Source organism: Pseudonocardia sp. HH130630-07 (assembly GCF_001698125.1).
GTDB lineage: Bacteria > Actinomycetota > Actinomycetes > Mycobacteriales > Pseudonocardiaceae > Pseudonocardia.
The window spans coordinates 2,429,244-2,455,231 of the sequence record NZ_CP013854.1; the positions used below are offsets into that span (position 1 = coordinate 2,429,244).

The 25,988-nt window shown below is 74.1% G+C and carries 25 protein-coding genes; 20 read left to right on the plus strand and 5 right to left on the minus strand.

The features are described from left to right. Window positions 1–62: 62 nt before the first annotated feature. A complete protein-coding gene (locus tag AFB00_RS11775; protein ID WP_068797265.1) occupies window positions 63–884 on the minus strand; it encodes an ESX secretion-associated protein EspG in 822 nt (273 codons plus the stop codon). Between the two features lie 367 nt (window positions 885–1,251). Between AFB00_RS11775 and dnaK the strand changes: the two genes are divergently transcribed. From dnaK to AFB00_RS11800, 4 genes are all read left to right on the plus strand, one after another. Then, window positions 1,252–3,135, plus strand: a complete 1,884-nt coding sequence (gene dnaK, locus AFB00_RS11785) for a molecular chaperone DnaK (RefSeq protein WP_068797267.1) — start codon at window positions 1,252–1,254, stop codon at window positions 3,133–3,135. Between the two features lie 35 nt (window positions 3,136–3,170). Beyond that, window positions 3,171–3,893, plus strand: a complete 723-nt coding sequence (gene grpE, locus AFB00_RS11790; protein ID WP_068800227.1) for a nucleotide exchange factor GrpE — start codon at window positions 3,171–3,173, stop codon at window positions 3,891–3,893. A 91-nt stretch (window positions 3,894–3,984) separates the two neighbouring features. Continuing rightward, on the plus strand, window positions 3,985–5,211 hold the full coding sequence (gene dnaJ, locus AFB00_RS11795; protein WP_068797268.1) for a molecular chaperone DnaJ: 1,227 nt from the start codon (window positions 3,985–3,987) through the stop codon (window positions 5,209–5,211). 101 nt (window positions 5,212–5,312) lie between these two features. Beyond that, window positions 5,313–5,699, plus strand: a complete 387-nt coding sequence (locus AFB00_RS11800) for a heat shock protein transcriptional repressor HspR (protein WP_068800228.1) — start codon at window positions 5,313–5,315, stop codon at window positions 5,697–5,699. A 5-nt stretch (window positions 5,700–5,704) separates the two neighbouring features. On the opposite strand, the gene AFB00_RS11805 is transcribed toward AFB00_RS11800, so the two are convergent. Beyond that, a complete protein-coding gene (locus AFB00_RS11805) occupies window positions 5,705–6,982 on the minus strand; it encodes an MDR family MFS transporter (RefSeq protein ID WP_231974337.1) in 1,278 nt (425 codons plus the stop codon). 156 nt (window positions 6,983–7,138) lie between these two features. Between AFB00_RS11805 and AFB00_RS11810 the strand changes: the two genes are divergently transcribed. The 4 genes from AFB00_RS11810 to AFB00_RS11825 are packed head-to-tail and all read left to right on the plus strand — an operon-like array spanning window position 7,139 to window position 11,315. Further along, window positions 7,139–8,695 (plus strand): ABC transporter substrate-binding protein, encoded by a 1,557-nt coding sequence (locus AFB00_RS11810; RefSeq protein WP_083275458.1) that lies wholly within the window; start codon window positions 7,139–7,141, stop codon window positions 8,693–8,695. Further along, window positions 8,692–9,633 (plus strand): ABC transporter permease, encoded by a 942-nt coding sequence (locus AFB00_RS11815; protein ID WP_068797271.1) that lies wholly within the window; start codon window positions 8,692–8,694, stop codon window positions 9,631–9,633. Before AFB00_RS11810 ends, AFB00_RS11815 begins: the two co-directional genes overlap by 4 nt. 8 nt (window positions 9,634–9,641) lie before the next feature. Next, window positions 9,642–10,448 (plus strand): ABC transporter permease, encoded by an 807-nt coding sequence (locus tag AFB00_RS11820; protein WP_068797272.1) that lies wholly within the window; start codon window positions 9,642–9,644, stop codon window positions 10,446–10,448. Between the two features lie 57 nt (window positions 10,449–10,505). Continuing rightward, window positions 10,506–11,315, plus strand: coding sequence for a TauD/TfdA family dioxygenase (locus AFB00_RS11825; protein WP_197519826.1), 810 nt, complete (start codon window positions 10,506–10,508; stop codon window positions 11,313–11,315). A 9-nt stretch (window positions 11,316–11,324) separates the two neighbouring features. Here AFB00_RS11825 and AFB00_RS11830 read toward each other — a convergent pair whose 3' ends face one another. Next, complete coding sequence (locus AFB00_RS11830; protein ID WP_197519827.1) at window positions 11,325–12,497, minus strand: globin domain-containing protein; 1,173 nt, start codon at window positions 12,495–12,497, stop codon at window positions 11,325–11,327. A gap of 320 nt (window positions 12,498–12,817) precedes the next feature. On the opposite strand from AFB00_RS11830, the gene AFB00_RS11835 reads away from it, so the two are divergent. The 9 genes from AFB00_RS11835 to AFB00_RS11875 all read left to right on the plus strand — a co-directional run bounded on the left by AFB00_RS11835 (window position 12,818) and on the right by AFB00_RS11875 (window position 21,209). Continuing rightward, window positions 12,818–13,594: a pyridoxamine 5'-phosphate oxidase family protein gene (locus AFB00_RS11835; RefSeq protein WP_442965854.1), complete on the plus strand. Its 777-nt coding sequence runs from the start codon at window positions 12,818–12,820 to the stop codon at window positions 13,592–13,594. A gap of 300 nt (window positions 13,595–13,894) precedes the next feature. Then, complete coding sequence (gene clpB, locus AFB00_RS11840) at window positions 13,895–16,516, plus strand: ATP-dependent chaperone ClpB (RefSeq protein WP_068797274.1); 2,622 nt, start codon at window positions 13,895–13,897, stop codon at window positions 16,514–16,516. A 51-nt stretch (window positions 16,517–16,567) separates the two neighbouring features. After that, complete coding sequence (locus AFB00_RS11845) at window positions 16,568–16,897, plus strand: YbaB/EbfC family nucleoid-associated protein (RefSeq protein ID WP_068797275.1); 330 nt, start codon at window positions 16,568–16,570, stop codon at window positions 16,895–16,897. Next, window positions 16,894–17,235, plus strand: a complete 342-nt coding sequence (locus AFB00_RS11850) for a type VII secretion target (protein WP_068797276.1) — start codon at window positions 16,894–16,896, stop codon at window positions 17,233–17,235. Before AFB00_RS11845 ends, AFB00_RS11850 begins: the two co-directional genes overlap by 4 nt. Next, window positions 17,232–18,185: a WXG100 family type VII secretion target gene (locus AFB00_RS11855; RefSeq protein ID WP_068797277.1), complete on the plus strand. Its 954-nt coding sequence runs from the start codon at window positions 17,232–17,234 to the stop codon at window positions 18,183–18,185. Before AFB00_RS11850 ends, AFB00_RS11855 begins: the two co-directional genes overlap by 4 nt. A 106-nt stretch (window positions 18,186–18,291) precedes the next feature. Beyond that, window positions 18,292–18,939, plus strand: coding sequence for a hypothetical protein (locus AFB00_RS11860; protein WP_068797278.1), 648 nt, complete (start codon window positions 18,292–18,294; stop codon window positions 18,937–18,939). A 48-nt stretch (window positions 18,940–18,987) separates the two neighbouring features. Then, entirely contained in the window at window positions 18,988–19,995 is a 1,008-nt protein-coding gene (locus AFB00_RS11865; protein WP_068797279.1) for an adenosine deaminase, read from the plus strand. Continuing rightward, window positions 19,971–20,744 carry an AraC family transcriptional regulator gene (locus AFB00_RS11870; protein WP_083275462.1) on the plus strand — a complete coding sequence of 258 codons (774 nt, stop codon included), beginning with the start codon at window positions 19,971–19,973 and terminating at the stop codon, window positions 20,742–20,744. The genes AFB00_RS11865 and AFB00_RS11870 overlap by 25 nt, the downstream gene beginning before the upstream one ends. A gap of 90 nt (window positions 20,745–20,834) precedes the next feature. Continuing rightward, window positions 20,835–21,209 (plus strand): DUF4345 family protein, encoded by a 375-nt coding sequence (locus AFB00_RS11875; RefSeq protein ID WP_083275463.1) that lies wholly within the window; start codon window positions 20,835–20,837, stop codon window positions 21,207–21,209. A 6-nt stretch (window positions 21,210–21,215) separates the two neighbouring features. Here the strand turns inward: AFB00_RS11875 and AFB00_RS11880 are convergent, their stop codons facing one another. Next, window positions 21,216–22,802, minus strand: a complete 1,587-nt coding sequence (locus tag AFB00_RS11880; RefSeq protein ID WP_068797280.1) for a flavin-containing monooxygenase — start codon at window positions 22,800–22,802, stop codon at window positions 21,216–21,218. 150 nt (window positions 22,803–22,952) lie between these two features. On the opposite strand from AFB00_RS11880, the gene AFB00_RS11885 reads away from it, so the two are divergent. From AFB00_RS11885 to AFB00_RS11895, 3 genes are read left to right on the plus strand one after another with little or no spacing between them, the layout of a single operon-like run. Then, on the plus strand, window positions 22,953–23,726 hold the full coding sequence (locus AFB00_RS11885; protein WP_197519828.1) for an SDR family NAD(P)-dependent oxidoreductase: 774 nt from the start codon (window positions 22,953–22,955) through the stop codon (window positions 23,724–23,726). Continuing rightward, complete coding sequence (gene pyrE, locus AFB00_RS11890) at window positions 23,723–24,280, plus strand: orotate phosphoribosyltransferase (protein ID WP_068797282.1); 558 nt, start codon at window positions 23,723–23,725, stop codon at window positions 24,278–24,280. The genes AFB00_RS11885 and pyrE overlap by 4 nt, the downstream gene beginning before the upstream one ends. After that, a complete protein-coding gene (locus AFB00_RS11895; protein ID WP_068797283.1) occupies window positions 24,277–24,942 on the plus strand; it encodes a TrmH family RNA methyltransferase in 666 nt (221 codons plus the stop codon). The genes pyrE and AFB00_RS11895 overlap by 4 nt, the downstream gene beginning before the upstream one ends. 24 nt (window positions 24,943–24,966) lie before the next feature. Here AFB00_RS11895 and AFB00_RS35775 read toward each other — a convergent pair whose 3' ends face one another. Continuing rightward, entirely contained in the window at window positions 24,967–25,971 is a 1,005-nt protein-coding gene (locus AFB00_RS35775; protein WP_083275464.1) for a VTT domain-containing protein, read from the minus strand. Window positions 25,972–25,988: the final 17 nt, after the last annotated feature.

Sequence of the window (25,988 nt, forward strand, 5' to 3'; positions counted from 1 at the left end):
AGAGCCTCGTGCCACCGGGCTTTGGCTCCATGAGTGCGCAGGCGGCGGGGTGCGCGGAGCGGTCATGCGGTCCGGCGGGGCCCCATGGGGGTGCGACGGCGGTGGACGGCGTCGGCCAGGCGGTCCAGCTCGGACACGAGGAGCGGGCCGTCCGCCGGGCCGGCGTGCACGGTCGCCCCGGCGGGCAGCGGGCCGCCGACGTCGCCCGTGGTCGGGCGGCGCTGGTGGAAGCAGCCCTCCGCGGTGGCGTGGACCAGCAGCACGCCGGGCGCGCGGCACGGATCGCTCCCGCGCCGGCCCGCGCCGAGCTGGGCGACGCCCTCGCTCGCGCTCATCCGCCGGAACAGGTCGGCCTCGGCGCCGCTGCAGCCGCGGCGGAGCAGTTCGGGTGCGAACCGGTCGAGGTCGTCGCCGGCGGCGGACGCCGCGTCGGCCAGCACGTCCGCCGGGACCCGCACGGTCGGCGCCGGTGCGGGGACGACGTTGCCGAGCAGCTCCACGAGCACCGCCGCCGCGTCCGCGGGCCGTACCCGGAGCAGCGCGACGTCGTCGCCGATCCGGGTGGCGAGCACCGCCCGCCCGGCCCGGTGCCCGACCATCGCCCGCTGCCGGCGCGGCGGCGCGACCACCAGGTCGTGCTGGAACTCGGCGTCGACCACGGTGCGCAGGTCGTCGGTCAGGGCGGGCAGGAACCCGCCGTCGGCGAACAGGCCGCGGGCCGCCAGCGAGCCGAGCGCCTCCCGCACGACACGGGCCCGTTCCCCGTCGCTGGGCCCCGGGCTGACCAGGTCCAGCACGGCCGGGTTGCGACCGAGATCGAGGAGGTCGCGGGCGACGTCGAACTCGGTGACGGTGAGCACGGTGGCCCGGGTCCAGTCGATCATCGAGGGTCCTCCTCGGGGCCGACGGCGGTGTCGGTCCCGGTGATCTGGGCCATCGGACCGCCGGGCCCGGTGCCGCGGGGCAGATGTGCCTGCGTCTGCATGACGGCAGCGTAGACGCACCACGGCCCGGGCACGGGGGAACGCCGGCCCCGGTTCGCGACTGCGAATCCGGACCGGGCGCCCGCCACCGGCGCCGGGAGAAAAGTTGAGCCGGCCGGGAACAAGTCTCCGGGGTCGCCCGTTGAGCCGGGTACGAACAGGTTGAGCGACCGTCGCTCAAGCTCCTCCCACGCACCGCTCCCCGGTCTGGTAGAACTTGAGCCGAAGGCACTCACATCATCCACGGATACATTCGGAGGCAGTCACCATGGCTCGTACGGTCGGCATCGACCTCGGGACAACCAACTCCGTCGTCGCCGTCCTCGAGGGTGGCGAGCCGACGGTGATCGCGAACTCGGAGGGCGCTCGCACCACTCCGTCGATCGTCGCGTTCGCCCGCAACGGCGAGGTCCTGACCGGTCAGTCCGCGAAGAACCAGGCCGTCACGAACTCCGACCGCACCTTCCGCTCGGTCAAGCGCCACATCGGCACCGACTGGAAGACGCCGTCGATCGACGACAAGACCTACGCCGCGCAGGAGATCAGCGCCCGCGTCCTGCAGAAGCTCAAGCGGGACGCCGAGGCCTACCTGGGCGACGAGGTGACCGACGCGGTCATCACCGTCCCCGCCTACTTCGAGGACGCGCAGCGCCAGGCCACCAAGGAGGCCGGCCAGATCGCCGGTCTGAACGTGCTCCGGATCGTCAACGAGCCGACCGCGGCCGCGCTGGCCTACGGCCTGGACAAGGGCGAGAAGGAGCAGACCATCCTGGTCTTCGACCTGGGTGGCGGCACGTTCGACGTGTCCCTGCTGGAGATCGCCGAGGGCGTCGTCGAGGTCAAGGCGACCAACGGCGACAACCACCTCGGTGGCGACGACTGGGACGAGCGGATCGTCACCTGGCTCGTCGACAAGTTCAAGGGCTCCCAGGGCATCGACCTGACCAAGGACAAGATGGCGATGCAGCGGCTCCGCGAGGCCGCCGAGAAGGCGAAGATCGAGCTGTCCAGCTCGTCCTCGACCAGCGTCAACCTGCCCTACATCACGGTCGACTCCGACAAGAACCCGCTCTTCCTGGACGAGACGCTGTCCCGCGCCGAGTTCCAGAAGATCACCTCCGACCTGCTCGAGCGGACCCGCAACCCGTTCAACCAGGTCGTGAAGGACGCCGGGATCCCGGTCGGCTCGATCGACCACGTGGTGCTCGTCGGTGGCTCGACCCGCATGCCGGCCGTCACCGAGCTCGTCAAGGAGCTCACCGGCGGCAAGGAGCCCAACAAGGGCGTCAACCCGGACGAGGTCGTCGCCGCCGGTGCCGCCCTGCAGGCCGGTGTGCTGCGCGGTGAGGTCAAGGACGTCCTGCTGCTGGACGTCACGCCGCTGTCCCTCGGCATCGAGACCAAGGGCGGCGTCATGACCAAGCTGATCGAGAAGAACACCACGATCCCGACCAAGCGCTCGGAGATCTTCTCCACCGCGGACGACAACCAGCCGTCGGTGCAGATCCAGGTCTTCCAGGGCGAGCGCGAGATCGCCGCCTACAACAAGAAGCTCGGCATGTTCGAGCTGACCGGCATCGCGCCGGCCCCGCGCGGCGTCCCGCAGATCGAGGTCTCCTTCGACATCGACGCCAACGGCATCGTCAACGTGTCCGCGAAGGACATGGGCACCGGCAAGAGCCAGGAGATGACGATCACCGGCGGCTCGGCGCTGTCCAAGGACGACATCGACCGGATGGTGTCCGAGGCCGAGGCACACGCCGAGGAGGACGCCAAGCGCCGCGAGGAGGCCGAGACCCGCAACCAGGCGGAGACCCTCGTCTACCAGACGGAGAAGTTCGTCAAGGAGAACGACGAGAAGCTCCCGTCCGACGTGAAGGACTCGGTGAACGCCTCGCTGGGCGAGGTCCAGGAGGCGCTCAAGGGCACCGACCACGAGGCCATCAAGTCCTCGATGGAGAAGCTCGCCACCGAGTCCCAGAAGATGGGGTCGGCGCTGTACTCGCAGCCGGGCGCCGAGGACGCCGCGGGTGCGGCGGCCGGTGCCGGTGCCGCGGGCGGGGCCGCCGGTGCCGCCGGTGAGCAGCCGCAGGACGACGTCGTCGACGCCGAGATCGTGGACGACGACAAGGACGCCAAGGGCGACAAGTGACGGCCGGCGGCCATCCCGAGGACAGGACGGTCGACATGGCACGTGACGACGAGCAGCAGGAGCCGGTGACGTTCCGGGACCGCCGCAAGGTGGATCCGGAGACCGGAGAGGCCAGGGTGGACACCGAGACCGACATCGACGTCACCGGTACCGGGATCGCCGACGAGGCGGTCCCGGCCGGGGACGGCGTCGCCGGTGACCCGGTGGCGGGCCCGGCGGACGGGATCGACCCGGAAGTCGAGAAGCTGACCTCCGAGGTCGCCGAACGGACGGCGGACCTGCAGCGGGTCAGCGCCGAGTACGCGAACTACCGGCGCCGGGCGGACCGGGACCGGGAGGACGCGAAGCTCTCGGCCAAGGTCTCGTTCGTCTCCGACCTGCTCACGGTGCTCGACGACTTCGAGCGCGCCGAGCAGCACGGCGATCTGACCGGGGCCTTCAAGTCCGCGGCGGACAAGGTCACCTCGGTGGTGGCCAGGCTCGGCCTGGAGCCCTTCGGGGCCGAGGGCGAGGCGTTCGACCCGCAGGTGCACGAGGCGGTGCAGCACGAGCCGGCGGAGGGCTCCGGCCCGACGGTGACCGTGCTGTCCGCGGTGCTGCGCCGGGGTTACCGGATCTCCGACCGGGTCCTCCGGCCGGCGATGGTGACCGTGCAGGACCGCCCGGAGGCCGAGGTGTCCCCGGAGGCGGTGGAGTCGTCCGGGCAGGTCGACGGTGCGGCCGGCGATACGGCGGACGAGCCCGCGAACCCGGCCTGATCGGCCTGACCGACGACGACCACGGACGTCGGCACGCGGTGCGGTGGGCAGCGGCCCACCGCACCGCGTGCGTGACCGGAGAGGAGGCGGGATGACCCAGCGCGACTGGATCGAGAAGGACTACTACCGCGAGCTGGGCGTCTCGTCGTCGGCGTCGCAGGACGAGATCAAGAAGGCGTACCGCAAGCTCGCCCGCGAGCTGCACCCCGACGCCAACCCGGGCGACGCGAAGGCCGAGGCCCGGTTCAAGTCCGTCTCCGAGGCCTACGGCGTGCTCGGGGACGAGAGCAAGCGCAAGGAGTACGACGAGACCCGCGCGATGTTCGCCGGAGGCGGCGGGTTCGGCGGCTTCGGCACCGGCGGCGGCTATCCCCGCAGCGGCCCGGCCGGCGGCCAGGGCGGGTTCGACATCAACGACCTGTTCGGCCAGGCCGGGCGCTCCGGTGCCGGTTCGGGCGACTTCAGCGACATCCTGGGCGACATCTTCGGCCGCGCCGCCCGCAACAGCGGTGCCGGGGGTGCCGGAGCCGCTGGTTACGGCACCGCCGGTGCCCGCCGCGGGCAGGACGTCGAGAGCAGCCTGACCATCTCCTTCTCCGACGCGGTCCGCGGCGCCACGGTGCCGATCCAGCTGTCCTCGCCCGGCCGGTGCGAGCGGTGCGGCGGGACCGGCTCCCGGCCCGGCAGTACCCCGCACACCTGCAGCACCTGCGGCGGGGCCGGGCTGGTCAACCGCAGCCAGGGCGCGTTCTCCTTCTCCGAGCCGTGCCGCGACTGCCGCGGGACCGGCCGGATCATCGACGACCCGTGCCCCGAGTGCCACGGCGAGGGCGTCTCCACCCGGACCCGGTCGCTGTCCGTGCGGGTCCCGGCCGGTGTGGACAACGGGCAGAAGGTCCGGCTCGCCGGGCAGGGCGAGCCCGGCCGCGGCGGCGCGCCGGCCGGTGACCTCTACGTCACCGTCGGCGTCACGCCGCACCCGATGTTCGGCCGGTCCGCCAAGAACGCCGACGACCTGACGATCACCGTCCCGGTGACCTTCCCCGAACTGACGATGGGTGCGACCCTGACGGTGCCCACGCTCGACGGCACGGTCTCGCTGAAGATCCCGGCCGGGACCGCCAGCGGCCGTACCTTCCGGGTCGCCGGGCGCGGTGTGGAGCGCAAGAACCGGAAGAAGGGCAACCTGCTGGTCACCGTCGAGGTGGCGGTGCCGCAGAAGCTGGACCAGTCGGCGTCGGAGGCGCTGCAGGCGTACGCGGCGGCGACGGCGTCGTTCGACCCGCGGGCCGACCTGCTCGGTAACGCCAGGAGGTGAGTGCGGTGCCCGGACGCTCCCGGGGCGGGGAGGGCAGCGGGGACGACCACGGTCGGGTCCCGGATGCCGGGTTCCACGATGCCGTCACGCACGACAGCCCGGTGTTCGTCATCTCCGTCGCGGCCCAGCTGTCCGGCCTGCACGCGCAGACCCTGCGCAGCTACGACCGGCTCGGGCTGGTCAGCCCCGGCCGGGCCTCCGGTGGCGGGCGGCGGTACTCGCAGCGCGACATCGCCCTGCTGCGCGAGGTCCAGCGGCTCTCCCAGGACGAGGGCGTCAGCCTCGCCGGGATCAAGCGGATCATCGAGCTGGAGCAGCTCGTGGACGAGCTGTCCACGCGGCTGGAGGAGACCACCGCGGAGCTGGAGGCGGTGCGGGCGGCCGCCGCGCAGGCGACGGCGGCGGTGCACCGGTCCTACCGGCGTGACCTCGTCCCGGTGGACCGCCGGGCGATCGTCCGCTGGCGCCCGGCCCGTCCGGAGGAGTAGCGGGCTCAGGCGGTGGCGGGCACCGCGACGGCCATCCCGCCGCGCCGGGCGAGCGCCCCGAGGATGACGGCGCCCACCAGCGGGACCAGTGTGAGCACCAGGAACGGCACCGCCGGCGGGACCGCCGGATCGAGCAGCGCACCGACGACCGTCGAGCCGATCAGTACCATGAGCCCGCCGAACGAGGCGAGCACGCCGAAGTGCGCGCCCAGTCGTCGCTCCCCCGCCAGCCGCGGGACGAGGTCCTGCGCGACGGGCACGGCGAGCATCTCCCCCACGGAGAGCAGCAGCACCATCGCCACCGCGGGCGCGATCGACCACCAGCCGGGCAGGCCGGGCAGCAGCCGGGCCACCGCGACGACGGCGAACGACGCGGCGATGAGGCAGAACCCGAGCACCAGCGAGCGCCCCGCTCCGATCCGGCGCGACCACGCCGTCATCCGCATCTGCAGGGTGACGACCAGGACCGACATCAGCGCGAACAGGAACCCCAGCGCCGCCACCCGGTCGACGCGTTCCAGCTCGGCGGGCAGCGCGAGGTAGAGCTGGTTGTAGGCCAGCAGCCAGCCCGAGTAGCCGGCGGCGAAGACCAGGAACCGCCGGTTGCCCAGCACCTCGCCCCAGCCCGCGAGCACCGGCTGCCCGGCGTGCTCGGCCGGGTGCCACGGCAGCAGGCGCCAGTGCGCGAGCCCGACCAGCACGAAACCGGCGGCCGCCACCAGGCACGCGGTGCCGAAGTCGACGAGCAGCAGGGCCGTCCCGACCAGGGGGCCGGTGACCGTTCCGAGCTGCCCGGCGATCGCGAACATCGCGAACACCTCGGCCCGCGGCGGCCCCTCGCCGGAACGTTCCAGGCGTCCGGCCTCCCGGGCCAGCGACGACTCGACCGCCGGGGAGAACAGGGCGGCGGCGAACCCGGTGAGCAGCGCACCGCCGAGCACCGCGGGCAGCGACCCGGCGGCGCCGAGCAGCACGAACCCGAGCACCCGCAGCGCGCAGCCGGCGAGGACGACCGGCTTCGCCCCGTAGCGGTCGGTCAGCGCGCCGCCGACGACGAACAGCCCCTGCTGGCTGAAGGTCCGCAGCCCCAGCACGAGACCGACGGTGGCCGCGGCCAGCCCCAGGTCCTCGGCGAGGTGCGTCGCGAGGTAGGGCAGCACCATGTAGAAGCCGACGTTGAACGCCAGCTGGGTCGCGACGAGCAGCCGCACGACCGGCGGGAGCGCCCGGAACCGCGCACGGCCGGACACCCGGGCCGGTCGGTCGCCGAGACTGCGGAGCACCCGCAAGTGGTACCAAACCCGGCACCCTTGTCGCGAATCGGTGGCAGCTGGCATCCATGCGTACCTACGCACAGGCTTGACCGTCCGCGCACGCTTTCCGAGGATCTTCCGGGCGCCGGGTGACATCCCGTCGAGGCGCCGGAGAGGACAGCTCGCATGCCTGTTGCACCGGCCGCCGTTCCCGGGCGCCGTCGTTCCGCCGTCCGGGTGGTCGCCGCACTGGCGGCCGGCGCACTCGTCCTCACCTCCTGCGGTGGCGGCGGCGGGACCGGGCAGGTGGTCCCGGACGGCCGGCTCACCCTCGCCATGGCGTTCGCCCCCGGCGCGGGCTACGCCGTCGACACCGACGACGCGTTCGTCCTCTCCCAGCTCGGTGCGACGGAGTCGTTGGTCGCCTCCGGCCCGGACGGCCGGGCGAACCCGGCGCTCGCCGTGTCCTGGGAGCAGCAGGCCGACCCGCGCACCTGGCGGTTCGAGCTGCGGCCCGGCGTGCGGTTCCAGAACGGTGAGCCGCTCACCGGCGAGGCGGCCGCGTCCGCGCTGAACTGGCTGGCCGGCGTCCCGGCACCGCCGCGCGCGGTCAAGGGTGTCGGTCTGCGGGCCGAGGGGGACGGGCCGGCCGCCGTCCGGGTCACGACGACGGCGCCGGACCCGATCCTGCCGCTGCGGCTGTCCAGCGCGAACACCGCGATCCTGGCGCCGTCGGCGTACGCGTCCACCCCGCCCGCGGTGCAGGGCACGGGTACCGGGCCGATGACGATCACCCGGCTCGACGGCGTCCAGTCGGCGACCCTGCAGCGTCACGACCGGTACTGGGGTGAGCGGGCCCGGCTCGCCGAGGTCACGGCGACCTTCGTCCCCGATCCGGCGGCCCGGGCGCTCGCGCTGCGGGCCGGGGACGCCGACATCGCCCAGGAGCTCCCGGAGGCCACCGCGCTGGAGTTCACCGGAGGCGACTACGCCAACGAGGCCGTCGCCGCTCCCCGGACCGCGTCGCTGCTGCTCAACCAGTCCCGGGCGCCGTTCTCCGACGTCCGGGTGCGGCAGGCGGTGACCGCCGCGATCGACCGGACCGCGCTCGGTGAGCAGGCACTCGCCGGGTCGGCCGTGCCGGCGTCGGAGCTGTTCGGCCCGGCCGTCGCCTGGGGGGCACGGACCCCGGCGCCCGCCGCCGACCCGGCCCGCGCCCGGCAGCTGCTCGCCGAGGCCGGGTTCGGCCCGGACCGCCCGCTGCGGGTCGAGCTCGGGACCTACGCCAACCGCGCCGAGCTGCCGACGCTCGCCACCGCGGTGCAGGAGATGCTGCGCGCGGCCGGGATCGAGGCGAACGTCCGGATCGGTGACCACGACGCCCGTGAGCCCGAACTGCTCGCCGGTGACTACGACATGTACCTGCTGTCCCGCAGCTACCTGCTCGACGTACCGGACGCCGGCGCCACGCTGGGCACGGACTACACCTGCCAGGGCTCGTACAACATCAACCGCTACTGCTCCCCCGCGTTCGACGCCCTGCTGCGCCCACTGGCCACCGAGACCGACCCGGCCGCCCGCCAGGAGGTGTTCCGCCGGGCGTCGGCGATGCTGACCGCCGACGCCGTCGGCGTGCCGCTGGTGCACACCCGGGCCACCGGCGTCGGGTACCGGGTGGCGGGGTACACCGTCGATCCGCTCGCGAAGTCGCTGGTCGTCCCCGGGCTGGCGAAGACGGGGTGACGACGCTGCTGGTCCGCCGGCTGGCCGCGCTGCCGGTGGTGTTCGTGCTGGGATCGGTGCTGGTGTTCCTGCTGCCCCGGCTGTCCGGGCAGGACACGGCGCTGGGCATCCTCCGAAGCCGGACCGGCGAGGCCGACCCCGATCCGGCGGTCCTCGCCGCGCTGCGCGAGCGCTACGGCCTCGACGGCAGCTGGTGGGACCAGTTCACCGGCTGGTTCTCCGCGCTGCTCGGCGGGGACCTCGGCCTGTCCTACGCCAGCCGCACCCCGGTGACGGACGCGCTGTGGCCGGCGCTGGGCGTGTCGTTCCTGCTCGCGGCGGGCGCGCTCGTCGTCGCCGGGGCCGTCGGCATCCCGGCCGGGGTGCGGGCGGCCCGCCGGCCCGGCGGCCGGGCCGACCGGGTGCTGACGGCGGGTTCGGTGCTCGGTGTCGCGGTGCCCGAGTTCGTGCTCGGGACGGTCCTGGTACTGGCGTTCGCCGTCGTGGTCCCGGTGCTGCCGGCGACCGGCTGGGGCACCCCGGCCCAGGCGGTGCTCCCGGTGCTGACCCTGGCCGCGTTCCCGGCGGCGCTCGCCGCGCAGCTGGTGCGGGCCGAGACCGTCGACGTGCTCGGACGCGCCCACGTCACGGTGGCCAGGGCGAAGGGGATGAGCGAGCCCGCGGTGCTGTGGCGGCACGGCGGCCGGCTCGCGCTGACCTCGGTGACCTCGATGTCCGGCCTGTTCCTGGGCGGTCTGCTGGGCGGATCGGTCGTCGTCGAGGTGCTCTTCGCGGTGCCCGGGGTGGGCCGGCTGCTCTACGACGCCGTCCTCGGTCAGGATCTCCCGGTGGTCCAGGCCGGTCTGCTCGCGATCATCATGGTCGCCTCGCTCGCCGGGATCCTCGCCGAGCTGCTCGCGCTGGCGCTGGACCCGGTCGCCCGGAGCGCGGCCCGATGAGGACCGCCATGGGGTACCGCCCGTGGCCGGCCACCGGTGCCCTGCTGGGCGGTGCACTCCTCGTGCTCGCACTGCTGCCCCTGGACCCGACGACCAACGACCTGTCCCAGCGGTTCGCCGGCCCGTCGGTGGAGCACCTGCTCGGGACCGACCAGCTCGGCCGCGACCTGCTCGCCCGGCTCGCCGTCGGCGCCCGGACCTCGGTCGGATTCACCCTGGTCGCGCTGGCCCTGTGCGCGCTGATCGGCACCGTGCTCGGCACGCTCGCGGGGTGGGCCGGCCGGACCGTCGCGCAGGTCTTCCAGCGGACGATCGACGTGCTCGTCGCGGTCCCGGCCGTGCTGGTCGGGCTGGTCGTGGTCGCGGCGTCCGGCGGGGCGCCGGGCGCGGGATCGTTGCTGGTGGCGGTGGTCGTCGCCGGGTGGACGCCGTTCGCCAGGCTCACCCACCAGCTCGTCGTGCGGGAACGGGGGCGGGCCTACGTCGAGGGTGCGGTCGCCGTCGGGGCGGGGCCGGGCCGCATCGCGTTCCGGCACGTGCTGCCGAACCTGACCCGCCCGCTGCTGTCGCACCTGTGCCTGCGGTTCGCGAACCTGCTGCTGACCGTGGCCGGCCTGTCGTTCCTCGGTCTCGGGCCGCAGCCGCCGACCCCCGAGTGGGGCGCGATGCTCGCCGACGGGCGGCAGTTCCTGTTCTCCGCGCCGCAGCTCGTGCTGCTGCCGGCGGCCGCCGTCGTCGGGACGGCGCTGATGGTGACCGCGCTCGGCCGCGCGCTCGAGCGGCGGTGGGTCACCGGACCGTCCGGACAGTACTGATCGGACCTTGCTGCTGCCACAATGCTGCGAGAACCACGATGCGGCAGGAGGTGCGACGTGGCGGTCACCGACACGGACGGACGGCGGCGGGGCGAGGTCCGGCCCGAGCTCAAGGGCCTGGTGGACGAGACCGGGACGGTGCCGCGCACCGCGCCGGTCGAGGACGCCCGGCGGGTGCTCGCCGAGGACGGCGTCGTCCGGATCCCGGGTGCCGGCGACGATCCCGAGGTGCTGGTGGAGACCGCCGCCCGGCTGCTCGGCCGGCGGCTGCGGGAGCTGTTCGGCATCCGGCCGCAGGGCGGCACCGACTCACCGGTGCTCGGCCTGCACAACGACGGCGCGTTCCTCGAGGGTGACGTGCACGGACGCACCGTGCGACTGCGCGACCCGGACGAGGACTACCTGCTGATGCACTGCTCCGCACCGGCGCCGTCCGGTGGCGACTCGGTGCTGGTCGACGGCTACCGGCTCATCGACCGGGTGGCCGTCGAGGATCCCGGTCTGCACGCGTTCCTCACCGGCGCCGACACCGACTTCTTCGGCAGCCGGACCGACCCGCCGCGCGGTGTGCCGTCCACACCGTTGCTGCGCCGGATGGTCGAGCACACCCGTGGCGGTCGCCGGGCCGTCCGGGCCAGCGACTACGCGCTGCCGGTGCCCCGGGAGCCGGAGTGGGACGAGCACCTGGCCCGGATCGAGGAGTACGCCGACCTGCTCGCCACCGCGTTCGAGGTGGCGCCGCGGTTCCGGCTGGAGCGGGGCGACCTGCTCGTCCTCGACAACTACCGGTTCCTGCACGGGCGGGACGCGTTCTCCGGGTCCCGGGTCCTGCACGTGCTGTCGGTACGGAGCACCGACGCGTTCTGAGCGGGTCGCTCAGTCCATCGTGAACGGGTCGTAGGTGACCCGGTCCAGCGGCGTGCCGGCGACCAGCATCCGGGAGACCGTCGACCGGATCATCGCCGGCGATCCGCAGACGAGGACGTCGTGGTCGCTCCAGGCGCCGAACCGGGTCACGACGTCGGCCAGCGTGCCGGTCTCGGCACCGGACGGCACGTCCTCGTGCTCGACGACCGGGATCACGTCCAGCCACGGGAAGCTGTAGGACAGCTTGCGCAGCGAGTCGAAGTCGTAGAGGTCGTCCCAGGTGCGGCCGCCGACGAAGACCTGGGTGCGCGGCGGGCGCTGGCGCTGCCGGACCTCGTCGAGCAGGGCCTTCATCGGGGCGACGCCGGTGCCGCCGGCGATCATCAGCAGCTCGCGGTCGGTGTTCTGCGGGACCGCCATCCGGCCCATCGGCGGGCCGATCCGCCAGGTCTCGCCGATCCGGCTGTGCGCGACGATCGCCCGGCTGACCCAGCCGTTCTCGACGGCGCGGACGTGGAACTGGATCGTGCCGTCCCGCCGCGGCGCGTTGGCCGGGGACAGGTAGCGCCACAACCGCGGCCGGTGCGGTGTCTCGACCGACACGTACTGGCCGGCCTGGTAGGGCACCGGCTGGTCGGTCGCGACGGTGACGACGGCGATGTCCCAGCCGATCCGCCGGTGGTCCACGACCCGGCCGAGCCAGGACGCCGGGCCCCGCTCGGCCGCCGCGGCCTGCTGCATCGCGTCCGCGACGATCCCGTAGGCGCCGGTCCAGGCCCGCTCGACCTCGGGCGTCCAGTGCCGCCCGGCGTGGGCCGAGATCGCGGTGATGAGGGCCTCGCCGACCGCGTTGTAGTGCTGGGACAGCACGCCGAACTTGCGGTGGTCGCGACCGAGCTGCTGGAGGAACGGGACGAGGTCGTCCGGCTGGTCCACCATCTGCACGACGTGCACGAGGGCGCGCAGCAACCGGCTGCGCTGCACCTCCATGTTCACCGGGAACAGGTCACGCGTCTCCGGGGCGCGGCTGAACAGCGTCGCGTAGAAGTGCTTCCCGACGTCCTCGGCGACCGGCTCCACCAGCGCGAAGCTGGTCCGGATGAGTTCGACGGTGCGGTCCGCCTCGGAGGCGGGACGACGCGGCGGGGCGACGCCGCCGGCGATCAGCTGGTCAGCAGTCATGCCTGGCGGACACTCTCCTCGGTCGTGCTCCGTACCGCGGTGCCGACGCCCGGGCACCGCCGGTCAGGGTACGCGAGATCCGCCGTTCCCCCGAGGATCCGCGCGGCCCGTGCGGTCAGCGCACGCGCCGTCCCGCTCGGGAGCGGTGAGCGGATACGCATGATCACGAATCATCCGTTCGGGGACGGTGGGTACTCGTCTGGCGTGGGTGGCGCCACGGGCAGGATAGCGTCCGTCGCGGGGAGTGCCGACCTGGCCGGGCCGACGAATGTCGTGGTGATCGTTTGGTCCTGCGCCCGCCGGATGGCACGGTGGTGGTCGTGCCGCTGCGAACACCCGCCCCGGTGCTCCCCCGCCGGGAGCGTCCCGCGCGCCTTCCGGAGATCGTCCCGGATCCGGTCGATCCGCCGCACCGGCCCGGGTCGGCCGGCGAGCATGTCCTGCAGGACCAGGTCGGCAGCGTCGCCCGCGCCGACCGCTTCTACGGCGACCAGCTGCGGGACCGGCTGCTCCCGCGGATGGTCGAGTTCATCGCCCGGATGGAGATGGCGTTCGTCGCCACCGCCGACGGCCACGGCGAGTGCGACAGCTCGCTGCGCGCCGGGCCGCCCGGCTTCGTCCGCGTGCTGGACGAGTTCACGCTCGCCTACCCCGAGTACCGCGGCAACGGTGTCTACGCGAGCCTCGGCAACCTCGTGGAGAACCCGCACGTCGGCATCCTCATGGTCGACTTCACCGAGTCCCTGATCGGCCTGCACGTCAACGGCCGGGCCCGGATCGTCGACGACGAGGTGTTCCGGGCGAGCTTCCCGGCCGCCGGCGGCGAGGAGTCCGGTGGCCGCCGCGCCGAGCGCTGGGTGGTCGTCGAGGTGGAGGAGGCCTACATCCACTGCCGCAAGCACATCCCGCGGATGGAGCGGGTGACCCAGCGCCGGGAGTGGGGCACCGACGACCCGGCCCGCAAGGGCGGCGACTTCTTCGGCGCGAAGGGGACCCCGCAGCGCGCGCCGCGCCCGGCCCGGCGCCGGTTCCCGAGCACCACGCACCTCGGCGGCGGCGCCTCCCGCGCACTGCGCCGCCGCCCGCACTCCCGCTGAGCCGTCACGCCACGCCCCGGCGCCCGGCCAGGCCGCACTCATGGAGCTTCGGCCTGCTCCCGCCGGGCTCCAGCTCCATGAGTGGGCCGGGCGGGGTGGGCCGGGCCAGGTGACGGTGGTCCATGTGGGTGGCACGGGTGTGATCCGGCGAACCCGTCGTGCTTGAGCGGAACACGCTCAACTTTCCTGCCGTTGGACGTGTCGAGGGACGGGGCGAACGGGCACACTGGGATCCGGGCGCTCCCCCCGGGCTATCCGAACGCCCCCACCGAGCGCGAAGGACCAGGAGGAACGCGGAGCATGGACTCCTTCAACCCCACCACCCGTACCCAGCAGGCCATCTCCGCGGCCGTCCAGGCCGCGACGCTGGCCGGCAACCCCGACGTGGGCCCCACCCACCTGCTCGGGGCGCTCCTCGCCCAGGCCGACGGGATCGCCGTCCCGCTGCTGGCGGCCGTCGGCGCGGACGCCGACCCCGTCCGCCGGGAGCTGACCGCGCTGGGGAACCGGCTGCCGTCGGCGTCCGGGTCCTCGGTGAGCGCCCCGCAGCTGTCGCGCGACGCGCTGGCCGCGATCACCGCCGCCCAGCAGCTCGCGACCGAGATGGGCGACGAGTACGTCTCGACCGAGCACCTGCTCGTCGGGCTCGCCCGGTCCGGCGGCCCGGTGGCGGAGCTCCTGGCCCGGCACGGCGCCGGCCCGGACGCGCTGCGCGAGGCGTTCGGCAAGGTCCGCGGCTCGGCCCGGGTGTCCAGCCCGGACCCCGAGGGCAGCTACCAGGCGCTGGAGAAGTACGGCCAGGACCTCACCTCCCGGGCCCGGGACGGCGAGCTCGACCCGGTGATCGGCCGGGACACCGAGATCCGCCGGGTCGTGCAGGTGCTCTCGCGGCGCACCAAGAACAACCCGGTGCTGATCGGCGAGCCGGGCGTCGGCAAGACGGCGATCGTGGAGGGGCTGGCCCAGCGGATCGTGACCGGGGACGTCCCGGAGTCGCTGCGCAACAAGCGGGTGATCGCCCTCGACCTGGGCTCGATGGTCGCCGGGGCGAAGTACCGCGGTGAGTTCGAGGAGCGGCTCAAGGCCGTCCTCAAGGAGATCACCGACTCCGCGGGCGAGGTCATCACGTTCATCGACGAGCTGCACACGATCGTCGGCGCCGGGGCGTCCGGCGAGGGCGCGATGGACGCCGGGAACATGATCAAGCCGATGCTCGCCCGCGGCGAGCTGCGGATGGTCGGCGCCACCACGCTCGACGAGTACCGCCAGCACATCGAGAAGGACGCCGCGCTGGAACGCCGGTTCCAGCAGGTGCTGGTCGGGGAGCCGAGCGTGGAGGACACGGTCGGGATCCTGCGCGGGCTCAAGGAGCGCTACGAGGTGCACCACGGCGTCCGGATCACCGACGCCGCGCTGGTCGCCGCGTCCACGCTGTCGGACCGCTACATCACCGCCCGGTTCCTCCCGGACAAGGCGATCGACCTGGTGGACGAGGCCGCGTCCCGGCTCCGGATGGAGATCGACTCGCGCCCGGTCGAGATCGACACGGTGGAGCGGGCCGTGCGCCGGCTGGAGATCGAGGAGATGGCGCTCACCCAGGAGTCCGACGCCGCGTCGGCCGACCGGCTGGTCGCCCTGCGCGCCGAGCTGGCTGAGCAGCGCGAGGAGCTGGCCGCCCTCACCGCCCGCTGGCAGAACGAGAAGGGCGCCATCGAGTCCACCCGCGAGCTCAAGGAGCAGCTGGAGCAGCTGCGCGGTGAGTCCGAGCGGGCCGAGCGCGACGGCGACCTCGGCCGGGCCGCGGAGCTGCGCTACGGGCGGATCCCGCAGCTGGAGAAGGAGCTGGCGGCGGCGACCGAGACGGTGCAGCGCGCCGAGGACGTGATGCTCAAGGAGGAGGTCGGCCCGGACGACGTCGCCGACGTCGTCAGCTCCTGGACCGGGATCCCGGCCGGCCGGATGCTGGAGGGTGAGACCGCCAAGCTGCTGCGGATGGAGGAGGAGCTGGGCCGGCGCGTCGTCGGCCAGGCCGAGGCCGTCCAGGTGGTGTCGGACGCGGTGCGCCGGGCCCGGGCCGGGATCGCCGACGAGAACCGGCCGACCGGCTCGTTCCTGTTCCTCGGCCCGACCGGCGTCGGCAAGACCGAGCTGGCCAAGGCGCTGGCCGAGTTCCTGTTCGACGACGAGCGCGCGATGGTCCGCATCGACATGAGCGAGTACTCCGAGAAGCACTCGGTGGCCCGCCTGGTCGGTGCCCCGCCCGGCTACGTCGGCTACGACCAGGGCGGCCAGCTCACCGAGGCGGTCCGGCGGCGGCCGTACACCGTCGTGCTGCTCGACGAGGTCGAGAAGGCCCATCCGGACGTCTTCGACACGCTGCTCCAGGTGCTCGACGACGGCCGGCTCACCGACGGCCAGGGCCGCACGGTGGACTTCCGCAACACGATCCTGGTGCTGACGTCCAACCTGGGCAGCCAGGCCATCGCCGACCAGTCGCTGGACGAGTCCGCCCGCGCGGACGCGGTGCTGGCGATCGTCCGGACGCACTTCAAGCCGGAGTTCCTCAACCGGCTCGACGACGTCGTGGTCTTCCACGCGCTGTCCACCGACGAGCTGACCCACATCGTCGACATCTCGGTCGGGGTGCTGGGCGAGCGGCTCGCGAAGCGGCGGCTGACGCTGGAGGTCACCGACCCCGCCAGGGAGTGGCTCGCGATGAACGGGTTCGACCCGGTCTACGGGGCGCGCCCGCTGCGCCGGCTGGTGCAGAGCGCGATCGGCGACCAGCTCGCCCGCGAGCTGCTGTCCGGGGCGGTGCGTGAGGGCGACACCGTGCGGGTCGACCTGGACCCGGCGGCCGGCGGCGGGACCGGCGCGCTGGTCGTCGGGAGGTCGGTGGCCCCGATCGCGATAGCGAACTGATCCGCCGACTCGCCAGCGGGCCGGGGCGGTGCACCGTCATCGTTCCGGCCCATGGAGCGACCGACATCCGCCCCGCCGTCCGCGCGGACCTGGCTGGACGACTACCGCAGGCGGATCGAGGCCGCCCGGGTCCGGGCCGAACAGGCCTGCGCGCGTGCGGGCGAGGTGACCGCGACCGCGCAGACCCGGGACGGGGCGGTCGCGATCACCGTCGACGCGTCCGGGGCGCTGACCGACGTGCGGTTCGGCGCCCGCGCCGGTGACCTCCCGCTGACCCGGCTGGCGGAGACGGTGGTCCGGCTGGCCGCCGACGCGGTCACGGACGCCCGCGGTCAGGTCGAGGCGATCATGGAGCCGCTGTCCGCGGAGAGGCCGTCGTGACGGCGCCGGGCTTCTGGGTCGTACCGGACCACGTCGATGAGCACGCGCGCCAGGTCGAGGAGCTGGCCACGGCGGTGGCCGAGTCCGGTCCGGACCGGGCCGACATCTCCCCCGACGCCTATGGCCTGATCGGTGCGGTGTTCGCGCAGGCCGTGTGTCAGCCGATGGCGGCGTGTGTCGTCGAACTCGGCAATCGGGCGGATGCGCTGCGTGACCTCGGGGACACCCTGCGGACGACGACCGCCGCCTACCGGGAGACCGAGGAGCGGAACACCGCGTACTTCATGGGGATGATGTCGTCGTCGTCGCTGTCGTCGTTCGGGCTGGGGCGAGCGTGAACGCACCGACCCCGAACGCACCGACCCCGAACCCGTTCGACGCCCCGGAGCCGACCACCGGTGACCTGATGGACGATGCCTTCGAGGGCGCGGGCATCGCCTCGTCGATGTACGACGTGGTCGGAGCCGTCCAGGGGCAGGACGGACCGGGGATACTCGCTGCCTCCACGGTCGCGGCCCTCGACGCGCTGAGTCTGCGGGACGATCCGGCGGACGTGCTGGCCCGTGCCGGTGTCGGCTGGCTGATCGAGCACGTCTCGATCCTGCGCGAACCGCTCGACGCGCTGTGCGGGGACGCCGCGGAGATCGAGGACCGTGCGAACGGCTGGGAGCGTCTCTCCCGTTCGCTCCGGACCCAGGCCGATTCCCTGGAGTCGTCGCTGGGCAACGCCGCCGGCGGATGGAGTGGTTCGGCGGCCCGGTCCTACGGCGCTGCGGCGGTCCGGGAGGCGGACGGCCTCCGGGCGCTCGCCGAGGACTGCAGGAAGGTCGGCGAGCTCGTCCTGCAGTCGGGCGTGCTCGTCGGGACCGAGCGGGCGATCATTCGCGACCTGATCGCGGAGTTCCTCGTGTGGCTGGTCCCGAAAGCGGTGGCGGCGCTGACCGCGACCGCCGCCACCGCCGGGGTCGGGGGCGTCGTGTCGGGCGGGTTGCTGATCGCCGACATCATCGGTTTCGCCAACGATCTCTGGCGACGGACCGACGAGCTGTTGACCGTGCTGGGGAGGATGACGGCAGCCGCCCAGGAGGTCGCCGCCAACGTGGCGAAACGGGCCTCGACGGACACGATGGACGGGGTGACCGCTGCCGTACCCGGCGCTGCGGAGAGCCTGACCGGGATCGTGACCGACCGGGCGCCGGGCATGCTCCTCGAACATCAGAAGCAGTCCGCCTCCGGGCGGGAGACCCTGGTCGGCTGGGGGCCGCCCCCGGGCACCGCGATCGCGTGACCCTGTCGTTCCATGTCGTGCCGCAACCCGGTCACACCCGGAAAGGTGCACGTCCGGGCCGTGGCGGAACCACCTCGCGCCCTCGATCGGGGCTACGCTCCGCGGCATGTCGGTCTGGTTCGTCATCGCACTCGTCGCGATCGTCGTCGGCGTCGGTCTGCTGGTCTTCGACCGGTTCCGCGGGGGCGCGACCCGGGACCGGAAGCGCTGGGCCTCGATGCGTGAGTGGGAGTACCAGGACTCCGACCCCGTCCTGCCCAGCCGCTGGCGCTACGGGACCATCCACCAGGGCGGTCCCGGCGTCGCCCGGAACCTGGTGACCGGGGACGTCCCGACCCCGGACGGCCCGCGCAAGGCGTACGCGTTCGACCACGAGCAGGCCGGCCGGGTGAGCTCGGTGCTCTGCGCGGTCCAGGTCCAGGAGTCGCTCCCGGCCGCGGTCGAGCTGCGGCTCCCGTCCGCACCGCTGCCCGACGACGCCGGTCTGGACCTGCTGGAGCCGGTCGGCGAGCGGTACGCCTTCGTGAGCGACGCCGAGGCGGTCCGGCCGCTGCTCTCGACCCGGCTGGCCGACGCCAGCGACGCGGTCGGCGAGGACATCGAGCTGCTCTGGGCCGAGGACGCCTGGGTCCTCGCCGCCGCCCCGGTCGGGATCTCCGCCGACCGGATGCAGGACCTGCTCGCCGACCTCGCGGAGGTCGCGACGGCGATGGAGGAGGGGCTGCACTCGCGGCGCCCGGCCGTCGAGTCCTGACCCGCGGGCAGGTCGCCCCCGTGGCCGCGTCCACGGGAGGATGACCGGATGACGACCACCGGGATCCCGCCCCTTCCCAAGGCCGAACTGCACCTGCACATCGAGGGCACCCTCGAGCCGGAGACGGTGTTCGCGCTGGCCGGGCGCAACGACGTCGCGCTGCCCTACGCCGGCGTCGAGGACCTGCGCGCCCGGTACGACTTCACCGACCTGCAGTCCTTCCTGGACGTCTACTACGCCAACATGGCCGTCCTGCGCACCCGCGACGACTTCGCCGAGCTGGCGTCGGCCTACCTGCGGCGCTGCCCGGAGCAGGGCGTCCGGCACGTCGAGATGTTCTTCGACCCGCAGGCGCACACCGCCCGCGGCGTGCCGATGGCCGACGTCGTCGGTGGCCTGACCGACGCCGTCGACGCGCACGCCGGTGAGGTCTCGGCGGGTCTCATCCTCTGCTTCCTGCGGGACCAGCCGGTCGCCGCCGCGGAGGAGACCCTGCGCGCGGCCGAGCCGTACCTGGACCGGATCGTCGGGGTGGGGCTCGACTCGGCGGAGGTCGGGAACCCGCCGTCGCGGTTCGTGCCGGTGTTCGACCGGGCCCGGGAGCTGGGGCTGCGGCCGGTGGCGCACGCCGGGGAGGAGGGCCCGGCGTCCTACGTCCGGGAGGCGCTCGACGATCTCGGCGTGCTCCGCGTCGACCACGGCATCCGGGCGGTCGAGGACGAGGAGCTGGTCGCCCGGCTGCGCCGGGACCGGACCCCGCTGACGGTCTGCCCGCTGTCCAACGTCCGCCTCGGCTGCGTGCCCGGGATGGCGCTGCACCCGCTGCCCGAGATGCTCGCCGCCGACCTGAACGTCTCGGTGCACTCCGACGACCCGGCCTACTTCGGCGGGTACGTCGACGCCAACTACGCCGCCGCCCGCGAGGGCCTCGGCCTGACCGACGAGCAGGTCGTCACGCTGGCCGAGAACTCGTTCACCTCGGCGTTCCTGGAGCCCGCCGCCCGGGACGCGTTCGTCGGGGAGGTCCGGTCGTGGGCCGGGGGACGTCCGGCCTGAGCGCCACGCGCACCGACCGGGCCGAGATCCGGGTCGGGCCCGGCTGGGCGGCCTACGCCGGGCCGTCGCTGGAGCTGGGGTACCACCGCGGTGCGGTGGCCTGCCTGGCGATCGGGATCGACGCGCCGCTGTCGGTCGACGTCGAGGGGCTCCCGGCAGCCGGGCCGGCGCGGACCGTGCTCGTGCCGGCCGGGCTGCGGCACCGGATCCGCTCCGGCGCCGGCCGCAGCGCCTTCCTCTACCTCGACCCGGCCACCGCGGCGCACGGGACCTGCCGCGACCGGATGACGGACGCGCACCCCGTGCTCCCCCGGCGCCACGTCGCCGAGGCCGAGATCGTGGACCGGGCCGCGGAGCGCGACCTGCCGGGGTCGTACCGGGCCGCGGCAGGACCGATGACCGGCGACCCGGCCCGGATCGACGCCCGGATCGGCGCGGCCCTGCGGGTGATCGGGCGCCCCGGCGGGGCCGACGTCGCGACCGAGGTGCTCGCCGCCGGGGCGGAGCTGTCCCCGCCCCGGTTCCGCCGGTTGTTCGCCGAGCAGGCCGGGATCGGGATCCGGGCCTACCGGCGGTGGGCCCGGATGATCGTCGTCGCCCGGGTGGTGGCCGCGGGCGGTGATCTCACCCGGGCCGCCGCCGACGCCGGTTTCGCCACCCCGTCGCACCTCAGCCTCGCGTTCCGGCAGATGTTCGGGCTGCGCCCGAGCCTGGTCCTCGACGCCGGGGGGATCGTCACCGACGGCTGACCGGCACGTTCGTGACAGCGCCCCGGGCGGGGCCCGGCGAGACTCGGCCCCGGTCGGCGGCACGGGGCCGCCGGGAACGGGAGGCCCGGTGTGGGCACGTCGGCGGTCGTCGTGGTGGCGGTGTTCTTCCTCGGGATGGGGCTCTACGGGCTCGTCGCCCCGGCCGCGCTGGTGCGGCCGTTCGCCCTGGTCGCGGACCGGCCGGAGAGCCGGTCGGAGGTCCGGGCGGTCTACGGCGGGTTCGGGGTGGCGACGGCCGCGGTCCTCGGTGCGACGCTGGTGCTGCCCGGCATGCGCCCCGGCGTCGTGCTGACGGTCGCGGTGATGCTGCTCGGCATGGCGGCCGGTCGGGTGATCTCCCGGCTGGTGGACCGGCCCGTCGCGCTGTACCCGATCTGGTTCTACTGCGGGGTGGAGGTCGTCGCCGCGCTGGTGCTGGTGCTCCCGACGATCGTCCTGGCCTGAGCGCGTTCAGGCGGTGGCGGCGAGCCGGACCGGGCGCAGCGGCTCCAGCGGCCGGCCGGCGCCCGTCCGGCCCGGCTCGGTGCGGAACGGCGTGGTCCGGAACCGCCGGGTGCGCAGCTGGTACTCGGCGGTGTTGGCCGGCCACATGACGACGTTGAAGCCGTCCGCGTTCTGGTAGTAGCTGCTGCACCCGCCGGTCTCGTACACGGTGCGGGCCGAACGCCTGCGGATCCGGCGGGTCCACCGCTCCTCGACCTCGGGCCGCACGTCGAGTGCCCGGATGCCCTCGTCGGCCATCCGGCACACGGCGTCGGCGACGTAGCGGGCCTGGGCCTCGGAGAACAGCAGCGTCGAGCTGGCGCCACTGGTGGCGTTCGGGCCCTGCATGAGGAAGAGGTTGGGGAAGTCCGGGACGTTCACCCCGAGGTACGCCCGCGGGTAGGCACCCCAGTGGTCGTGCAGCGACCGCCCGGACGCGTCGTGGATCCGGCGGGCGATCGGTGCCGTCGCGCCGACCTCGAAGCCGGTGGTGAGGACGATCGCGTCGACCTCGGCCGCCGTCCCGTCCCCGGCGACGACCGTGCGTCCGTCCACACGGGACAGGCCGCCGGTGTGCAGGGTGGCGTTCGGGGCGCACATCGCGGGCAGGTAGTCGTTGGACACCAGCGGGCGCTTGCAGGCGTAGGCGAAGTCCGGGGTGAGCTGCGCGCGCAGCCGCGGGTCCGCGACCTGGGCGCCGAGGTGCCGGCGCCCGACCCGGGTGAGGACGTCGCGCAGCAGCCGGGAGCGGCGGGTCGCGGCGAGGATCTCGGCGCCGACGTAGATGACGTCGAACTGCATCCGGGACAGCACCGGGGTCGCGGCGAGCGCGCGCCGGGTCAGGTCCCCGACCGGCCGCTCCGGCTTCGGGAGGATCCACGCCGGGGTGCGCTGGAGCACGTGCAGCTCGGCGGCCACCGGCTGCAGCTCCGGGATGAGCTGGATGGCCGTCGCCCCGGTGCCGACCACCGCGACCCGCTTGCCGGTGAGGTCGACCGAGTGGTCCCAGCGTGCGGAGTGGAAGACCGGCCCGTCGAACTCGGCCAGCCCCGGCACGTCGGGGAGCTTCGGGTCGGCGACCAGCCCGGCCGCGCTGACCAGGACGTTCGCCGTGAACTCGCCCAGCGGGGTCTCGATCCGCCAGCAGGCCGCCGCCGGGTCCCACCGGGTGGAGTCGACGTCCGCACCGAACCGGATGTGCTTCAGCAGGCCGGTGGAGCGGGCGAGCCGGCGCGCGTAGTCCTGCACCTCGTGGCCCGGCGCGTACAGGTCGGACCAGCCGGGGTTGGTCATCGCGCGGAGCTGGTAGAGCGGCGACGGCGTGTCGACGCCGACGCCGGGATAGGTGTTGTCCCGCCAGACGCCGCCGACGTCGTCGGCCCGCTCCAGCAGGACGAAGTCGTGCACCCCGCGGCGCAGCAGGGCCAGGCCGACGGCCAGGCCGGTGAAGCCCGCACCCACGACCGCGACCCGGGAGTGCCGAGGGGAGGGTCCGGTGTCGGGCTCTCCGGCGGGCTCGGCCGATCGCCGGATCCGCAGCACCTCGGACGTCATGCCTCGACGGTAAAGGGTCCGTAACGGCGAGGCACGCGAGAGCGTTCCGTCTCACGAGGTCATGATCGCTGTGTGTGACCGGCGTCACGGACCACGGACGGGTGTCGCCTCCGGCGGAACGCCGCCCGCGGACGGACTACGCTCACTGCCGTGCCCTCCGTCATGATCACGGGCGCGTCGTCGGGGATCGGGGCGGCGTTCGCCGACCGGCTCGCCGCCGACGGCCGCGACCTCGTGCTCGTGGCCCGCGACGTCGACCGGTTGCAGGCCGCCGCGCACCGCTTCCGCGATCTCGGGATCGCGGTCGAGGTGCTGCCCGCGGACCTGGCCGAGCCCGGTGACCGGGCCCGGGTGACCGCGCGCCTCGCGGACCCGGACCTCGCACCGGTCGACCTGCTCGTCAACAACGCCGGGCTGGCGCTGGGGGCGTCGTTCCTGGAGAGCGACCCGGCGGACCTGACCCGGCAGCTGCAGGTGAACGTCACCGGGGTGCTGGAACTGACCAGGGCGGCGCTGCCCGGGATGGTGGACCGCGGCACCGGAGCCGTGGTGAACGTGGCGAGCGTGGCCGCCTTCCTCGCCGGCCGCGGCTCCACCTACGCCGCGGACAAGGCGTGGGTCATCTCCTTCACCGAGGGGGTGGCCGCGTCGTTGCAGGGCACCGGGGTGCGGGCGATGGCGCTCTGCCCCGGTTACGTACGGACGGAATTCCACGAACGGGCCGGGATCGACGTCGGCGGACGGCGCGGCCCGCTGTGGCTCGACGCCGGGCGGGTCGTCGACGAGGCCCTGGCCGACTTGCAGAGAGGGCGGGTGGTGTCGGTGCCCTCGCGGCAGTACAAGGCGATCGTCGGGCTGGTCGGGATGATCCCGCGCGGTGCGCTGCGGCGGATCACGGCGACCTTCGACCGGGACCGGACATGACGGCGCACGCGGACCGGGCCCGGCTGGCCGCGCTGGTCCGCGAGCTGGCGGTGGTCCACGAGAAGGTGACGCTGTCCTCGGGTGCCGAGGCGGACTACTACGTCGACCTGCGGCGGGTCACGCTGCACCACGAGGCGTCCCCGCTGATCGGGCGGCTGCTCCGCGAGCTCACGGCGGACTGGGACTACGCCTCGGTCGGCGGGCTGACGCTCGGGGCCGACCCGGTCGCGACGGCCGTGCTGCACGCCGCCGCGCTGGAGCCGGAGCCCGCGGCGATCGACGCGTTCGTCGTCCGCAAGGAGACCAAGCGGCACGGCATGCAACGGCTGGTCGAGGGGCCGGACATCACCGGCCGCCGGGTGCTCGTCGTCGAGGACACCTCGACCACCGGGGGCTCGGTGCTGACCGCGGTGCGGTCCGTGCGCGCCGCGGGGGCCGACGTCGTCGGGGTGTGCACGGTCGTGGACCGCGACACCGGCGCCCGGCAGGCCGTCGAGGCCGAGGGGGCGCCGTACCGGGCCCTGCTGGGGCTGGCGGACCTGCAGCTGGGGTGACGGCGCCGGAGGGCTCCGGGGAGACCGGGCCGAGCGAGTGGCAGGTCCCGGGGCAGGTCGGCGTCGGTCCCTGGCCGGGACCGCCGCCCGCCGGGTCGCACTGGGACCCGGAGCTGCTCGCCCACGGCGACCGTCGCAACGTGGTGGACGCCTACCGCTACTGGAGCCGGGAGGCGGTCGCCGCGGACCTGGCGCGCCGGGCGCACCCGTTCCACGTCGCGATCGAGAACCTCGGTCACGACCACAACATCGGCACGGTGGTGCGCACGGCGAACGCGTTCGGCGCGGCCGGGGTGCACATCGTCGGGCGGCGGCGCTGGAACCGCCGCGGCGCGATGGTCACCGACCGCTACCTGTCGGTGCACCACCATCCGGACGCCGACGGGCTGGTCGGGTACGCCCGGACGGCCGGCCTGACCCTGGTGGCGGTGGACAACCTGCCCGGCGCGACCCGGCTGGAGCAGACGGCGCTGCCCCGGGACTGCGTGCTGGTCTTCGGCGCCGAGGGCCCGGGGCTGTCCGACGAGCTGCGCGCGGCCGCCGAGGTGGCCGTCTCGATCGCCCAGTTCGGCTCCACCCGCTCGGTCAACGCCGGGGTGGCGGCGGGGATCGTCATGCACGCCTGGGTACGGGAGCACGCGGACCTGTCCGGCGCCTGGTGAGCCGGGGGCTCCCGGGGGTGGTGCTCAGCGCTCCTGGCGCGGCGGCATCGGCGGGCGCCCGCTGCTGCGCCGGTAGGACTGCTCGCCCTGGCCGGTGCGTGCGTCCTGCGGCGCGCTCCAGCCCTGCGGTGCCCCGCCCGGGTGCGGCGGGCGCGGTGCCGCGGACGGCTGCCGCCCGCCGAGGTCGCGCGCCGCCCGCGGGCGGGCCGCCGGGCCCGGTGTCCCGCCCTGGCCGTCCGGCTCCGGGCGACGGCCCACGACGGGCATCTGCACGGTCGCGGCGTCGGTCTCGCCGGCCCGGCCGGTGACGGTCGCGGCGGCCGCCCCCGCCGCGGTGGCACCGACGGCGTCGACGGCACCGGCAGCGCCAGCGGCTGCCGGGGAGCCCTTCTGCGACCGGGCGCGCAGCACCTCGAACACGATCGGCAGTACCGAGATCAGGACGATCGCGATCAGGATCAGGTCGATGTGCTCGCGGACGAACGCGAACTGGCCGAGGAAGTAGCCCAGCACGGTCACCCCGGCGGCCCAGGCGACGCCGCCGATCAGCGAGTACGTGAGGTAGCGCTTCGGATCCATCCGGGCCACACCCGCGCTGACCGTGATGAACGTCCGCACGATCGGGACGAACCGGGCCAGCACGATCGCCCGGTTGCCGTACCGCTCGAAGAACTCGTGGGTCTTGGCGACGTGCTTGGGGTCGAACAGCCGGGACTTCGGCTTGTCGAAGACGGCCGGGCCGGCCCGGTAGCCGATGCCGTAACCGACGGCGTTCCCGGCGAACGCGGACACCACCAGCAGGATGCAGAGCAGCCACAGCGGCATGTCGATGGCGCCCTGGGCGACGAACAGGCCCGCGGTGAACAGCAGCGAGTCACCGGGCAGGAAGAACCCGAGCAGCAGGCCGCACTCGGCGAAGATGATCGCGGCCACGCCGACGACGGCCCACGGGCCGAGCGATTCGATGATCACCGCCGGGTCGAGCCACGACGGGCCGAGGGCGAGCGTCCGGGTTGCGGCGAGGACCATCACGCGGAGAAACGGTA

Coding starts and splice junctions, on each gene's coding strand:
- dnaK (WP_068797267.1), top strand. CDS start 1,252: ATGGCTCGTACGGTCGGCATCGACCTCGGGACAACCAACTCCGTCGTC.
- dnaJ (WP_068797268.1), top strand. CDS start 3,985: ATGACCCAGCGCGACTGGATCGAGAAGGACTACTACCGCGAGCTGGGC.
- grpE (WP_068800227.1), top strand. CDS start 3,171: ATGGCACGTGACGACGAGCAGCAGGAGCCGGTGACGTTCCGGGACCGC.
- AFB00_RS35775 (WP_083275464.1), bottom strand. CDS start 25,971: ATGGTCCTCGCCGCAACCCGGACGCTCGCCCTCGGCCCGTCGTGGCTC.
- AFB00_RS11860 (WP_068797278.1), top strand. CDS start 18,292: ATGTCGGTCTGGTTCGTCATCGCACTCGTCGCGATCGTCGTCGGCGTC.
- AFB00_RS11865 (WP_068797279.1), top strand. CDS start 18,988: ATGACGACCACCGGGATCCCGCCCCTTCCCAAGGCCGAACTGCACCTG.
- AFB00_RS11845 (WP_068797275.1), top strand. CDS start 16,568: ATGGAGCGACCGACATCCGCCCCGCCGTCCGCGCGGACCTGGCTGGAC.
- AFB00_RS11820 (WP_068797272.1), top strand. CDS start 9,642: ATGGGGTACCGCCCGTGGCCGGCCACCGGTGCCCTGCTGGGCGGTGCA.
- AFB00_RS11830 (WP_197519827.1), bottom strand. CDS start 12,497: ATGACTGCTGACCAGCTGATCGCCGGCGGCGTCGCCCCGCCGCGTCGT.
- clpB (WP_068797274.1), top strand. CDS start 13,895: ATGGACTCCTTCAACCCCACCACCCGTACCCAGCAGGCCATCTCCGCG.
- AFB00_RS11810 (WP_083275458.1), top strand. CDS start 7,139: ATGCCTGTTGCACCGGCCGCCGTTCCCGGGCGCCGTCGTTCCGCCGTC.
- AFB00_RS11775 (WP_068797265.1), bottom strand. CDS start 884: ATGATCGACTGGACCCGGGCCACCGTGCTCACCGTCACCGAGTTCGAC.
- AFB00_RS11880 (WP_068797280.1), bottom strand. CDS start 22,802: ATGACGTCCGAGGTGCTGCGGATCCGGCGATCGGCCGAGCCCGCCGGA.
- pyrE (WP_068797282.1), top strand. CDS start 23,723: ATGACGGCGCACGCGGACCGGGCCCGGCTGGCCGCGCTGGTCCGCGAG.